Source organism: Brevibacterium sp. ZH18 (assembly GCF_022748595.1).
Lineage (GTDB): Bacteria > Actinomycetota > Actinomycetes > Actinomycetales > Brevibacteriaceae > Brevibacterium.
Window position 1 is genome coordinate 1 of record NZ_JALDSX010000022.1, and the last position, 12,675, is coordinate 12,675.

Consider the following 12,675-nt stretch of genomic DNA (forward strand, 5'->3'; position numbering starts at 1 on the left):
CGTCTGAGTCTCAGAGCACTAGTTTCAACTAGGGCTCTGAGACTCAGACGGGGCCCTTTCAACTGCGCAGGCATCTCGCGCGGAGGCTCCTCGTACGGGGGCTCCTAGCGCGAGGATTTCGCCTTCGCTCGTTCCATGCCCTCGGAGGTGGATGTCCACCAGCGCTTGAGCAGTGCGCCGAGCTTCTCGAAGCTGCGGTCGCGGATGAAGATGGCATCCACGGCGATCATCGTCAGCGAGAACCACGGCAACCCCATGAGCAGTGCGATGCCCAAGTGGAAGCTGAGGATCCCCACCAGTCCCACGATCCGTGTGTACCGGTTGAAGAGCATGAACGGGAAGGCGCACTGGAACAGGACCGAGGCCCACGAGATCATGACGACCATCGGACCCCAGGTCGTCGCCAGGTCCGAGAGCACCGGCCACGTCCCGAACTGTTGGGTCTGGAGCGGGTTGTAGACCGCGAAGCCGTGCTGCCAGGCAGCACCTCCGGCTTTGTACAGGCCGCCCGACATGTAGATCGCGCAGACTTGGAAGGCCAACACGACGATGGCCAGGTTGTTGGCCATGATGAGGATCCACCGATATTCGCCGCCCTCTGAGTCGGGCGACTTGCCGTTCTTCTTCCGCCTGCGAGCATCCAACGACCAGCGTCGCGTGGTGTCGGCAAAGAGCATCGCGATCATGAACATGCGGTAGGCGTTGTCGCCCTGATCGCCCGCACTGTCGTTGAGCTCGATGAAGCTCACCCACAGGACAAGATAGAACGGCAGGACGAAACGAGTCCTCCAGCCCACAATGATGACGACGGCGAGGATCGCCAGGCCGATGATCATCGCGGTGAACAGCGGCGGAGTCGTCACCGCGTGATGGAAGAGGGAGAACAGCCAGATGTTCGGGAAGTCGCTCTTGGGTTCGGCGATCTCGCCGTTCCAGGCACTGCCGACTCCGAAGGCGTAGTGCCTGGCATTGAAGTTCGTCAGCAGCAGACCGAGACCTGTGACGCCGATGAAGATACGGGTCACGGCGAGGCCATAGGTCGCGTGATAGCGGCCGATGAGCATCGCCTCGAGCCAGTTCCATCCCTGCGCGATCTTCGCCAATACGCGGGAGGCGACCGGAATCCTCTCGCCTGAATCTGCGTATGACTTCGACTGTGGTGCCGACGGTTCGAGATTCACTTCGGCGTGCGTCCGTGTGGACTTGTTGTCACTGGTCACTGGTGCACCTCACTTCATCGGAGGCGCAGAAGTACTTCGCGAATTCCTCATCGGACTGGTGCTCCTCGACGACGAGTGCCCGCCATCCCACCGGAACCGGCTGGATCTTCGGACGTTCGGCGTTCGGGTTGTTTCGCTGCGCGAAGGGCACGACGTTCTGCCGGGCAGCCTGATACTGCACCCTTTGAACGTCTTCGCCCCACACTGCCTTCGCAACTTGAGTCGCATAGGCTGTCGCGAGTCGCTCGCTCTTGAGATAGCTGGCGACTGTGCCTTTGGGATCGCTGTAGTCGTTGAGCTTCGACGTCAGCCGGTCGACGGAGTCCTCGCCCTTGAAGTAGTCGAGTTTCACGATCGCCTTCTGATCATCGGGCAGGTCGTCCCACGAACCCTTGAGGTCCGAGGCGACTCCGATTCCCAGCCCGGCCGAGCGCGGCGGGAAGGGACGGTATGTGGAGTGGTCGAGTTCGACATCGGTCGCGCGCATCCAGTCCGTGACCTTCTCACCGCCGTCAGCCGTCTTGACCACGGCTCGAACGTCGAAGTAGTAGTCGCCGTTGATCGGCTCAGGAGCGAAGACGCTCCACGATTGGCCCCACAGCGGAATCATGTATTTGGAGAGAAGATCCCCGGGAACGACCTCGCGCAGCGCCGAAGCCGGCGCGATCCACAAGAAGCTTGCGAAGAGGTGGAACGCCGTCATCAGCATGGCCACAACCATGAGCACGCGCTTGATGACCCGTGAGCGTCCGGTCTTCGACCCTGTCTTGGCCGAATTCTGAGACGAGCGCGGCGGCTTCGTCTCGGCTGTGTCTGCGTCCATCTTCGTCCTGGGATCCAGTGCGCCACCTCGCGAAGTCCCCGCTGACCATATGCGAAATGTTCAGCGACTCCCCAGTGACTAGGGTGCTTTCGTACAGACTCCAGGGTACTTGAGGCAGACCGACTCGTCTGCCCGTGAATCGGCAACGATTCAAGAACAGATCTTGCCGGAACTGTGCGCCAAGCTCACCTTTCGTCGCGCAGCCAGTCCTTGATCAGATCGGTACTGCCTCCCAATGTCGGCGGGGCGAGTTCATAGCTGGCCGGGGTCTCGGACAGACGGATCGGATTGCGCACGGTCGGGATCACACGGTCCCCGGTCCCCGCCTCGGCGACGGGCTCGAGACCCAGCGTCGATGCCAGGTCCACGCCCTGGGCGATCGTGTTGATCGGGGCACACGGCAAGCCGGCCGCTGAGAGGATGTCGAACCATTCCTGGTTCGTCTTCTCGCTCAGCGCCGCGATCAGCTCCGGTTCGAGCTCGGCTCGATTCTCGTTGCGGTCGGAGAAGTTCGCAAAGCGTTCATCCTCGGCCCACTCGGGGTGCCCGAGAACAGCGGCAAGGGACTTGAACTGGTTGTCGTTGCCGACGGCGATGATGATCTGGCCCTCGGCGGTGGGCATGGGCTGGTAGGGGTAGAGGCTCGGATGCGCGTTGCCCATGGCCTGCGGCACGACTCCCCCGGCCACGTACGCCGAGGTCTGGTTCGCCAGACCCGACAGCGCCGAGGACAGCAGATTCGTCTCCACCAGCTGCCCCTGTCCCGTGTCCTTGCGGTGGGCGAGAGCGGCGAGGATCCCAACGGTCGTGTGCAGTCCGGTGAAGACGTCGACGACGGCCACTCCGGCTTTGACCGGGCCCGACTCCTGCGAACCAGTGACACTCATGAACCCGGAGAGTCCTTGGATGAGCAGGTCGTATCCGGGCTGCGGATTGTCCCGTCCGAATCCGGTCACCGAGGCGTAGATGACCCCGGGATTGTCGACTTTGACCGTGTCATAGTCGAGGCCGTACTTCGCCAGTCCCCCGGCCTTGAAGTTCTCCACGAGGACGTCCGCACGTCTGCCCAGCTCCTGTGCGAGCGCCAGGTCGTCGTCGTCCTTGAAGTCGAGGACCACGGAATGTTTGTTCCGGTTCGCCGTGAGGAAGTACGTCGCATCGTCCCCGCGCCGAGGTGGTGCCCAGTGCCGCGTATCGTCACCGGTCCTGCCCTCGACCTTGATGACGGTGGCACCGAGGTCCGCGAGCATCATCGTCGAGTAGGGCCCGGCCAGCACTCGGGAGAAGTCCGCGACGACCACCCCGGCCAGCGGCCCGCTTCCACGTCGGCCGAATATCTCCTGCAGATCCTGCTCTTCCACGTGCTGCCTCCCTTGGCGCAGTCGGATCGGACCCTCCGGGGCCCGAGCTCCGCTGCCAGACTTGACCATTCCTGCCAGAATAGCCGCCCGACCGCCGCGCTCCGCAGGCCCACCCCTGTCTGACCGGGTGCGGAATTCGTTGACCTCGTCGAGGCGAATCTCGCTAGACTCGTTCCAACCGCCGCCTTCGAAGGGACGAACGATGACGTTTCACATGCCCGCTGAGACTGACGCACACGACCGCATCTGGATGGCCTTCCCATCCTCCGGCTATGCCCTCGGCGACACCGAGGAGGACGCCGAGGCTGCCCGTCGCACCTGGGCCGCCGTCGCCCGCGCGACCAGCGAGTTCACCCCGGTGACGGTGGTCGTCTCCACCTCGCAGACCGACAATGCCCGCCGCCACCTCGGCGAGGGGACCACCCACTCGATCACCATCGTCAATGCCGAACTCGATGACGCGTGGATGCGCGACATCGGCCCGACGTTCGTCACCGATGGCGAAGGCCGACTGCACGCAGTCGACTGGGTCTTCAACGGCTGGGGCGCCCAGGAGTGGGCGAAGTGGGACAACGATGAGCACATCGGCGTCTTCGTCGCTGAGCAGGCAGGCATACCCGTCGTCGGCTCGCAGCTGCGCAATGAAGGCGGCGGCATCCACGTCGACGGACGGGGCACAGTGCTGGCGACCCGCAGCGTGCAGTTGGACCCCGGTCGCAATCCCGAGCTGACCGAAGCCGATGTCGAAGCCGAATTCGCGCGGACGATCGGCGCGAAGAAGGTCATCTGGCTCGAGCACGGGCTCTTCCGCGACAACCAGACCTTCGGCACGCGCGGCCACGTCGACATCGTCGCAGCCATGCCCAGTCCGGGAGTTGTGCTCATCCACGACCAGCGCAATCCCGAGCACCCTGACTTCGAGTTCAGTCAGCAGCTGAAGACGCAGTTCGCCTCGGAGACGACGGCCGAGGGCCAGCCGTTCGAGGTCGTAGCGATCCCTGCCCCCGAGGTGCTGCGCGATGACGAAGGGTGGGTCGACTTCTCCTATGTCAACCACCTCGTCACCAATGACGGCGTCATTGCGTGTACGTTCGACGACCCGACCGATGCCGAAGCCCTCGCCGTGCTCGAGAAGGTGTATCCGGGACGGAAAGTCGTCGGAGTCGACGCGCGCGAGCTCTTCGCTCGAGGCGGCGGAATCCACTGCATCACCCAACAGCAGCCTTCTGCGGTATAAGCTGGTGAACCAGGACACACTGCAGATGTCGCAAGCCGGCTCGATCGTCGGATCGGAACGGACAGCGGATCGGCAGATATTTGTGTCGAAAGCAGTCACGGCAAGCTGAAGAGGAGAGCAGGAAAATGAAGAAGAGATTGATTCTCCTGGCTGGTCTGGGAGTCGGATTCGTACTCGGGTCGCGCACCGGGCGTCAGAGCTACGAGAAGCTCAAGGCTCAGGCTCAGGATCTCTGGACCGATCCACGCGTGCAGGACACCGTGGACAAGGCCAACCAAACGATTCGCGAGAAGTCGCCTGTCGTCGCCGACGCCGTCCAGACTGCCGCCGACAAGGTCAACGCCGCCGCAGGTGCAGGAAGCACAGGCACCGGCGCTGCCGCAGGCACTGCGGGTACCGCTGGCGCGGCTGGAGCAGGAAGTGCAGGCTCCGCCTCATCGTCCGGTTCGGCCTCCGGCTCGACAGGAAGCAAGAAGTCGGCTGCCACTTCGAACAAGAGTGGCGACGTCTTGAGCGATCCCGAGCGCAGCCTCGATGACGAAGGCCCGGCCGGAGTCTCTGACAACAACTGATCGCTGACGATGACTGATCGCTGGCGATGACTGATCGCTGACACCGGCCTCGAGCACAGGTGCCGATCACAATCGCAGAAGCCGGCGAGGGGAATTCCCCTCGCCGGCTTTTGTTGCCTGCAGAGTTCCCACGAGCCCACAGCGGCAGGTCGCCCGCCTCTACAGCAGCGAGCTGGTCAGCCTGGCCACGTTCTCGACGTATTTGTGCAGAAGCGGCCTGTCCCGCCACCGTTCGACGTCGAGTTCGACTGAGTTCGGCGCATACTTCTCCGCTTCGAGGGCGTACATCCGCTCGGTGAATTCCTTGTTGACGATGAACATCGTGACTTCCATGTTCATCGCGAACGACCGCTCATCCATGTTCGAGGAACCAATGATCGAGACCTCGTCATCGATGATGAGGAACTTCGAATGGAGCACCGTCGGGGCGTGATACATGAAGATCCGCACCCCGGCACGCACCAGATCGTCGTAGTACGACTGCTGCGCCCTCTGCGTGACCCAGTGGTCACTCGTCTCACCGATATAGAGTCTGATCTCGACGCCTGACCGGGCTTCGGTCGTCAGCGCGTGCATCAGGGACTCGTCGGGAACGAAGTACGGCGAGCAGATGACGATCGTGCGGTTCGCGTTGTAGATGAGGTGGTTGAACAGGCGCAGATTGTTCTCATCTTCGAACCCCGGGCCTGAGGGCACCACCTGCGCCTGGATGCCGCCGTTCTGTGGAGCTTCCAGCCGCGGCTGGGTCGAAGTGTCGAAGAATTCGTCCGTCTCCGAATACCAGTCGGTGATGAAGACCGCGTCGAGCTCATTGACGACTGGGCCGGTGCACTTGAGCGAAAGATCCATCCACTGGAATCCCTTCCGCAGGTTGCGCCGTTTGTTGTAGGAACGGTCAATGACGTTCTGCGAACCGGTGAAGGCCAGCTCCCCGTCGACGACGAGGATCTTCCGGTGATTGCGCAGGTCAGGCCGCTGGTATTCGCCGCGCCACGGGCGGATCGGCAGGGAACGACGCCAGTGCACACCGGAGGAGTCGAGCCTCTTGACCAGTTCCGAATACCCCGGATAGCCCAGCGAACCGACGTGGTCGATGAGGATCCGCACCTCGACACCGCGCTCGTGAGCCGCGAGCAGGGATTCGAAGAGCCGCCTCGTCGTGTCATCGATGGCGACGATGTAGAACTCGAAGTGCACGTACGACTTCGCAGCGTCGACGCAGTCAGCCATCCGCTCCATGCACTCGTGGTTGTCGGTATGGAGGTCGAACGAGTTGCCGTGCGTCATCGGCAGGGCACCGAGGTCGAAGTTCAGCTGGGCAGAAGTGCTCAGCGGCTCGGGCATGTGTGCACTGTCACCGATGATCGCCTGGCCCTGGGTCTGCTCACGGAAGAAGTCGTTGATGAGCGTCTGTTTGTTCCGCCGCTTCTTCGGCAGCTTGGCCGAGCCGAGAAGCAGGAACGCGAGGATGCCGACGTAGGGAATGAGGAAGATCGCGAGCAGCCACCCGAGCGCCACCGAGGGCCGGCGGTTGTGAGGTATCCAGCCGAGCGCAACGATGCGGATCACCATATCGACGGCCAGCAGAGTGAAGATCACCCAGTTCGGCCATGCCTGTTCGATCGTGAAGAAAGGGTAGATCTCCACGCCTCTCATTTCCGTGCTCATCCGCGCTCAGCACCCGAACGGGGCACTGGACAGACCCTCAAGAACCGTTGAGAATCGCGCTGTCGTTCATCTGGACTCCATCGTATCGTGCCCACTGATCGCCCCTCCGACCCCACCTCGCAGATCGTCTCCGCACCCCACCTCACCGATCGCCGCACCCCACCCTTTCGACTGCGCGGGCCGACCCCACCACCTCGGCGGTGTGGGCATGAGGCCATAATGGAAACTGCAGTCAGTCCACAGAAGCGAAGGTGCTCACCGTGATCCGAAACATCTCCCCCGAGGGTTCAGACCCGTCCGACAGCGCTGACAGCGCCAGCCGCACCCCCGATGTCTCTGACCCGACATCCGTGCCCGTCAAGCCCGCAGTCAGCGTGCTCATGGTCAGGGACGGCGAGCGCGGCCTCGAGGTCTTCGTCCAGCATCGGGTGACGACGATGGACTTCGCCGCGGGTGTCGTCGTGTTCCCCGGCGGTCGCGTCGACGCGTTCGATGAGGAAGTCGCGAAGACCATCGAGGTGCCCAATGCCGATGTCCATCGGCAGGCGTGGAGCAAGTCCTCCATCGCCGAGGTGGCCGATGGTTGGCGCGTGCTGCTGGCGACCGCTGTGCGCGAGGTCGAAGAGGAGACCGGCTCGGTCCTCGACCCGGCCGCTCTGAAGCCATGGGCCAACTGGGTAACTCCGGTGGGACGGCCGAAGCGCTTCGACACCTACTTCTACACGGTCTCCGCCGCTCCGGGTTCGGCTCCGCACCATCAGACCACCGAGGCGGACAACAGTGAGTGGCTGCCGGTCAACGAGATCCTCATCGACGAGTCCGAAGGGCGGTTGAAGCTCATGCGTCCGACGCTCTTTCTGATGAACGAACTGAGCACCTTCGACTCGGCCACGCAGATCGCCGAGGCCCAGAAGACCATCGATCCCGTCCGCCCAGAAGTCCCCGGCAACCACGGCTGACGGGTTCGCCCCAGGTCTTCGTCTCAGACGTTCGTCTCAGGCCTTCGCTGCGCGCAGTCGTGCCAGGCCGGCCTCGACGACCTGTTTCTGTTCGTCCGTGCCGAGCAGCTCGGACAGCGCCTGCTGTTCGGCGTCGAAGCCCTCGACGAGTTCAGCCTCATAGGACAGGTCGACGAGCTTCTTGGCCCAGACGAGCGCCGAACGCGACTTGCCGGCGATCTCAGCCGCAAGTTCGAGGGCACGGGCGATCGGGTCCTCAGCGACCTCCTCGGCGAGTCCGATCCGCAGCGCTGCCTGCGCGTCGACGGCTTCGCTCGTGAAGATGAGCTTCTTGGCCATGCCGGGGCCCACGAGCCGGGGCAGAAGCTGGGTGCCGCACATGTCCGGGATGATTCCCCAGTTGACTTCCATCAGCGACAGCTTCGCGTCCGGGCCGACGACGCGGATGTCGGCGCCCAGCGCGATCTGCATTCCGGCACCGAACGCGGGACCCTTGACCCCGGCGATGACGGGCACCTCGACCAGCGACCACACGTGCACGGCTTTCTGCGCGAGTGCCCGAGCCGCGCCCAGCCGGCCACCCAGGTCGACGACGCTCTCAGTCGATGATTCGGATCCTGCCCCGGCATCGGTGGCGGCGGTGGACTCAGCTGCAGCCTCGGCGGAGGACTGCGTGGGGGCACCGGTCTGTGCGATGCGCGCCATCTCGGACATGTCGAGACCTGCGCTGAAGGCGCGCCCGCGCCCGGAGATCACAACTGCCTTGACTTCGGTCGAGTCCTTGAGCGCGAGGCCGATCTCGACGAGGTCTTCGAAGACCTCACGGGTGATCGAGTTGAGCTTGTGGGCACGGTCGATCTCGACGTGGGCGATGCCGTCGTCGATCGAGCAGACGATGGTCGAGTGTGTGGCTTGGGGCATAGCAGGTCCTCCGATGGGGTGGCTGCGGATTCTGAGCCGGTGACGTCGATGTCGGCGGTCGCGGCGGCGAATCAGCTGATCAGGTGCGTTTCCTGAACCCTATCGAAGCTCCGGTCAGCGTCAAGACCACGACCGCGAGCAGCGCAGTCATGCACATGGCGACCACGCCCGGCCAGGCGAAATCGGTGAACAGCACGGCCGAGAGCCATGCGCCCAGGCTCGTGCCCAGGTAGTAGACGGTGAGGTAGATGGCCGCTGAGCGTGTCGTGTCGACGCCGGGGCGTGACGCGCTGGCGGCCGCCGAGGCACCGGTGTGACCGAGGAAGAAGCCCCCGGTGAGCAGGGACATGCCGATGATGATGACGACCAGTGAGTCGACCAGTGTCAGCCCCGCGCCGACGATCGCGGTGATCATGCCGATCATCGTCAGCCGGGTGCGTGAGTACTTCGTCGCGAGGCGGCCGTAGTACGTAGTCACGACCGTGCCGACGAGGTAGATGAGGAAGAACAGGGCGACTGCGCCCTCGCTCAGGCGCCACGGGTCGAGCTGCAGCCGGGAGCCGAGCATCGTGAATGATCCGCCGAAGACGATCATGCAGAGGAAGCCGGTGAGGTAGATCCGCCACAGGCCGAAGCCCAGGGGAATCGGCGAGCGCCGAGGCGGCGGTGCGGGTGCAGGATCATCGACGAATTCCTTCGCAGCGGCCGCCCGCGCGGTGGCGAACACGTCGTGGCGCAGCAGCCAGACGACGATGATTCCGAAGACCAGCGACACGACGGCGGTGAAGGCCAGTCCCCCGTGCCAGCCGAGGATCTCCGCGGCGACTCCGGTGAGCAGACGTGAGGCGAGGCCGCCGATCGTGTTGCCGGCGATATAGACCCCGATCGCTCCGGGCAGTGCCGATGACGGCAGTCGCAGCGACAGGTAGGCCATCGCGGTGGCCGGGACAGAGGCGATCGCCACACCTTGGAGGAACCGGACAGCGATGAGCAGTTCGGGACTGGGCATGAACGGCATGATGAGCGCTAGGATCGCGGCGAGGATGACTCCGCCGGCGATCTGCCGCGCGTGGCCGATGCGCGGGGCGAGCATCGAGAACGGGATGAGGAAGACAGCCATGGCCACGTTCGTGGCGGAGACGGTGAGGCTCGCTGTCGGGGCGTCGATGCCGTAGGCCTCGCGGATGGCGGGGATGAGCCCCTGAGTCTCGTAGAGGACGAGGAAGACCGAGACGCCGGCCAGAAACACTGCAATGACGGTTCGCCGAGTACTCGTCGCGCTCGGCTCACCAGTACTCATGTCTCTACGCTATGCCCGCCGAGGCGGCACTCCCAAACGATTCCCCGTCTCCCTTGAGTGAGAGTGGGCACAGGACGGTGAGTGAGGGTGGGCGCAGGACGGGTCGGCGGGCACAGAATGCGCGGGCATCATCTTCGGATTCACCGGCGATGAGGGGGAAAACCTCAATGTGCGAACACACATGAGTCTCGTAGGCTGGACTCAGGTTCCCCGCCTATCCCCATACCCGGCTCTCCCAGTTCGACGGTACGACTCCTCGATCAGAGCGATTCGATTCCCCGACATCGCCGAACAGCTGAAGGCCATGAATGATGAAAGGGAGAACACCATGATGAGCGTGTCCTCTCCGCCCGAGCACGACCCCCGCATGCGCTCCGGAGCTGCCGACCAGTACAGCACCTCCGACCGCACCGACTCCACTCTGTTCCCTGACTCGACCGGGCAGTCGCTGGCCTCGGCCAGCGTGCCCGCGAACCCCGGGACAACCTCGGCCAGCGTGCCCGCGAACCCCGGGACAACCTCGGCGAGCGTGCCCGCGAACCCCGCGGCAACCTCGGCGGATGAACCCGCCAATCGATCCTTCGTCGTGACGTGGATCCTGTCGCTGTTCCTCGGCGTCTTCGGCGCCGACCGCTTCTACACGGGCCGCTGGGTCACAGGCCTGCTCAAATTCCTGACTGTGGGCGGTCTCGGCCTGTGGTGGGCCATCGACCTCGTCGTCGTCATGGCCGGTGGGCAGCGCTACGACAAACGCCGTTTGGCCGGGTACGACTCCTGCAAGGAGATCGCATGGATCGCCACCGGATTCCTCATCATCGTCGCCTACTCGCTCCAGCTCGATGAGGTCATCGCCGCCCTCATCGGCCGAATATTCTGACGCTGAGCCTCGGCGACGCAGCGCGGCGATGGCCCCTTCAGCGACTCCGAAGCGAACTTGCATGGGAATTTAGCCGACCCTTTCCTGAAATCCACCCTTCTGCCGTCTAGGCTCGAAACAAGGACAGTCCTAGGAGGCACAGTGAAAAGTCAGTACCCCATTGTTCGCATGGCCAACGGTGACTCGACAGGCAAGCAGGTCGCTCGATTCGCAGCAGCCGCCTCGGCGCTCGGGCTGGGAGCCCTGGCCGCGTGGGACCTGACCCAGAAGAAGCATTCGATCCTGCGCAACTACCCGATCGCAGGGCACGCCCGATTCCTCCTGGAGTCGATTCGACCCGAAATCCAGCAATACTTCATCGAACGCAACTGGGATGGACGGCCGTTCAGCCGCGATACCCGCACAACGATCTACGAACGCTCCAAGGGCATCCATTCCGAGCACGCGTTCGGCACCGAACACGATGTCAACCGCACCGGCTACGAAGCGCTCATGCACACGAACGTGCCGATCACCAACGCTCCGACGCCGCCGCGGGTACGCATCGGCGGCAAGGAATGCACGCAGCCCTACGACATCTCACTGCTCAACGTCTCGGCGATGAGCTTCGGATCCCTGAGCAACAACGCGATCCGCTCGCTCAACAAGGGCGCAGCGATGGGCGGCTTCGCCCACGACACCGGGGAGGGTTCGATCTCTCCCTACCACCGCGAATTCGGCGGCGACCTCATCTGGGAGATCGGCACCGGGTACTTCGGGGCAAGAACCCCTGAGGGCGACTTCGACCCGGAGGTCTTCGCGAAGAAGGCGCAGGACCCGCAGGTCAAGATGGTCTCGCTCAAGCTGTCTCAGGGCGCGAAGCCCGGCATCGGCGGCGTTCTGCCCGGACCCAAGGTCACCGAGGAGATCGCGGAGATCCGCGGCATCCCCGTCGGCAAGACCTGCATCAGCCCACCCAACCACACAGTGTTCTCAACCCCGGTCGAACTGCTGCACTTCATCGCGAAGATGCGTGAGCTCTCCGGCGGCAAGCCTGCAGGCTTCAAACTCTGCGTCGGTTCCCGCACCGAGTTCCTCTCGATCTGCAAGGCCATGCTCGAAACCGAGATCACTCCGGACTTCATCATCGTCGACGGATCCGAAGGCGGCACCGGCGCGGCACCGCTCGAATTCGAGGACCACGTCGGCCTGCCCCTGACTCAGGGACTGATGATCGTGCACAACGCGCTGGTCGGCGCGGGACTGCGCGACCGGATCAAGATCGGCGCCTCGGGGAAGATCGCCAGTGGTTCCGATATCGTCAAACGCCTCGTCCAGGGCGCGGACTTCACGAACTCGGCACGCGCGATGATGATGGCCGCCGGATGCATCCAGGCGCAGGTCTGCCACACCGGCAAGTGCCCCGTGGGCGTCGCCACGCAGAACCCACGTCGGGCCCGTGCGGTCGACGTTCCCGACAAGTCGACCCGCGTGAAGAATTACCATGAGGGCACCGTCGCCGAGGCTGTTCGGCTGATGGCATCGATGGGCGCGGCTCACCCGGACGACCTGGAACCCACGATGCTGCGCCGCAACGTTTCGGCCTCCGAATCGTGGTCATACGCCCGGCTCTACGACTGGCTCAAGCCCGGCCAGCTGCTCAACGGCGCTCCCGACGATTGGGCGGCGGACTGGAGCGCGGCACGCGCGGACACGTTCACCATCCCGCGCGGTCAGAGCCGCTGAGCGCGGCAGCCC

The 12,675-nt window shown here is 64.0% G+C and carries 11 protein-coding genes; 5 read left to right on the forward strand and 6 right to left on the reverse strand.

What is annotated here, in order from left to right; genetic code table 11:
• Nucleotides 1-104: 104 nt before the first annotated feature.
• The 3 genes from MPN20_RS09660 to MPN20_RS09670 form a co-directional block, all read right to left on the reverse strand.
• Nucleotides 105-1,220 carry an HTTM domain-containing protein gene (locus MPN20_RS09660; protein ID WP_242781550.1) on the reverse strand — a complete coding sequence of 372 codons (1,116 nt, stop codon included), beginning with the start codon at nt 1,218-1,220 and terminating at the stop codon, nt 105-107.
• On the reverse strand, nt 1,210-2,043 hold the full coding sequence (locus MPN20_RS09665) for a DUF5819 family protein (RefSeq protein WP_242781551.1): 834 nt from the start codon (nt 2,041-2,043) through the stop codon (nt 1,210-1,212). The genes MPN20_RS09660 and MPN20_RS09665 overlap by 11 nt, the downstream gene beginning before the upstream one ends.
• A gap of 185 nt (nt 2,044-2,228) precedes the next feature.
• A complete protein-coding gene (locus tag MPN20_RS09670) occupies nt 2,229-3,404 on the reverse strand; it encodes a CoA transferase (RefSeq protein WP_242781553.1) in 1,176 nt (391 codons plus the stop codon).
• A gap of 214 nt (nt 3,405-3,618) precedes the next feature.
• Here MPN20_RS09670 and MPN20_RS09675 point away from each other — a divergent pair, with 214 nt between their 5' ends.
• Together MPN20_RS09675 and MPN20_RS09680 are read left to right on the forward strand one after the other, a co-directional pair.
• Nucleotides 3,619-4,641: an agmatine deiminase family protein gene (locus MPN20_RS09675; protein ID WP_242781555.1), complete on the forward strand. Its 1,023-nt coding sequence runs from the start codon at nt 3,619-3,621 to the stop codon at nt 4,639-4,641.
• A 125-nt stretch (nt 4,642-4,766) separates the two neighbouring features.
• Nucleotides 4,767-5,213, forward strand: a complete 447-nt coding sequence (locus tag MPN20_RS09680; protein WP_242781557.1) for a YtxH domain-containing protein — start codon at nt 4,767-4,769, stop codon at nt 5,211-5,213.
• Nucleotides 5,214-5,372: 159 nt separating this feature from the next.
• On the opposite strand, the gene cls is transcribed toward MPN20_RS09680, so the two are convergent.
• Nucleotides 5,373-6,869, reverse strand: coding sequence for a cardiolipin synthase (gene cls, locus MPN20_RS09685; protein WP_242781559.1), 1,497 nt, complete (start codon nt 6,867-6,869; stop codon nt 5,373-5,375).
• Between the two features lie 272 nt (nt 6,870-7,141).
• On the opposite strand from cls, the gene MPN20_RS09690 reads away from it, so the two are divergent.
• Nucleotides 7,142-7,840, forward strand: a complete 699-nt coding sequence (locus MPN20_RS09690; RefSeq protein ID WP_242781561.1) for an NUDIX hydrolase — start codon at nt 7,142-7,144, stop codon at nt 7,838-7,840.
• Between the two features lie 36 nt (nt 7,841-7,876).
• Here MPN20_RS09690 and MPN20_RS09695 read toward each other — a convergent pair whose 3' ends face one another.
• Both MPN20_RS09695 and MPN20_RS09700 read right to left on the reverse strand, forming a co-directional pair.
• Nucleotides 7,877-8,761 carry an enoyl-CoA hydratase-related protein gene (locus MPN20_RS09695; RefSeq protein WP_242781563.1) on the reverse strand — a complete coding sequence of 295 codons (885 nt, stop codon included), beginning with the start codon at nt 8,759-8,761 and terminating at the stop codon, nt 7,877-7,879.
• A 79-nt stretch (nt 8,762-8,840) separates the two neighbouring features.
• Complete coding sequence (locus MPN20_RS09700; protein ID WP_242781565.1) at nt 8,841-10,061, reverse strand: MFS transporter; 1,221 nt, start codon at nt 10,059-10,061, stop codon at nt 8,841-8,843.
• A gap of 181 nt (nt 10,062-10,242) precedes the next feature.
• On the opposite strand from MPN20_RS09700, the gene MPN20_RS09705 reads away from it, so the two are divergent.
• Together MPN20_RS09705 and MPN20_RS09710 are read left to right on the forward strand one after the other, a co-directional pair.
• On the forward strand, nt 10,243-10,938 hold the full coding sequence (locus tag MPN20_RS09705) for a TM2 domain-containing protein (protein WP_242781566.1): 696 nt from the start codon (nt 10,243-10,245) through the stop codon (nt 10,936-10,938).
• Nucleotides 10,939-11,079: 141 nt separating this feature from the next.
• Nucleotides 11,080-12,663 carry an FMN-binding glutamate synthase family protein gene (locus MPN20_RS09710; RefSeq protein ID WP_242781567.1) on the forward strand — a complete coding sequence of 528 codons (1,584 nt, stop codon included), beginning with the start codon at nt 11,080-11,082 and terminating at the stop codon, nt 12,661-12,663.
• The last annotated feature ends 12 nt before the right edge of the window (nt 12,664-12,675 follow it).

Coding starts and splice junctions, on each gene's coding strand:
- MPN20_RS09665 (WP_242781551.1), bottom strand. CDS start 2,043: ATGGACGCAGACACAGCCGAGACGAAGCCGCCGCGCTCGTCTCAGAAT.
- MPN20_RS09675 (WP_242781555.1), top strand. CDS start 3,619: ATGCCCGCTGAGACTGACGCACACGACCGCATCTGGATGGCCTTCCCA.
- MPN20_RS09680 (WP_242781557.1), top strand. CDS start 4,767: ATGAAGAAGAGATTGATTCTCCTGGCTGGTCTGGGAGTCGGATTCGTA.
- cls (WP_242781559.1), bottom strand. CDS start 6,869: ATGAGAGGCGTGGAGATCTACCCTTTCTTCACGATCGAACAGGCATGG.
- MPN20_RS09695 (WP_242781563.1), bottom strand. CDS start 8,761: ATGCCCCAAGCCACACACTCGACCATCGTCTGCTCGATCGACGACGGC.
- MPN20_RS09700 (WP_242781565.1), bottom strand. CDS start 10,061: ATGAGTACTGGTGAGCCGAGCGCGACGAGTACTCGGCGAACCGTCATT.
- MPN20_RS09705 (WP_242781566.1), top strand. CDS start 10,243: ATGAGTCTCGTAGGCTGGACTCAGGTTCCCCGCCTATCCCCATACCCG.